The sequence below is a fragment of the Streptomyces diversicolor genome, assembly GCF_057537855.1.
In genome coordinates, this window is the sequence record NZ_BAAJXA010000158.1 from 1 (window position 1) to 566 (window position 566).

Consider the following 566-nt stretch of genomic DNA (forward strand, 5'->3'; position numbering starts at 1 on the left):
CGGCAATGTGATGCACCACGACTGTCAGGACATGCTCATCCGCTCCCAGAGTGAACAGGCGGGCCTGGAAAGGGATTTGCGTGCTCAGGTCGAAGGCGTACTGCGCCGCCTCCGCCACCGCTGCATCCAGGCCCTCCACGCTCACATCGGTGACCGTGAGCGCGAAGCCACTCTCCTCGACGGGCAGGATGCGCTGGTACGGCTCCCCATCGGCGACCGCGAACACCGTCCGCAGCACCTCATGCCGTTCCAGCACGTCGCGCAGGGCGTCTTCCAGCGCTCGCCGGTCCAGTGCCCCGCTCAGCCGCACGCCGATCGGGATGTTGTACGTCGCGCTCGGGCCTTCGAGCTGGCTGATGAACCACAGGCGGCGTTGCGCGTACGACAGCGGCACCCGCTCCGGACGCTCCCCCGCGACCAGGGCCGGACGAGCCGTGTCCGCCTGGCCCAGCCGTGCCGCGAGACCGGCCGGAGTGGACGCCTCGAACAGCGTCCGCAGCGCCACCTCCACACCCAGCACCGCACGCACCCGACTCACCAGCCGCGTCGCCAGCAGCGAGTGACCA

Annotated in this window: 1 protein-coding gene; it reads right to left on the reverse strand. The window is 69.8% G+C overall.

Annotated features, from left to right (window positions below):
* Positions 1-566, reverse strand: a 566-nt coding sequence (locus tag AC27LF_RS45615; protein ID WP_479665243.1) for a condensation domain-containing protein, incomplete at both ends; no start/stop codon positions are given.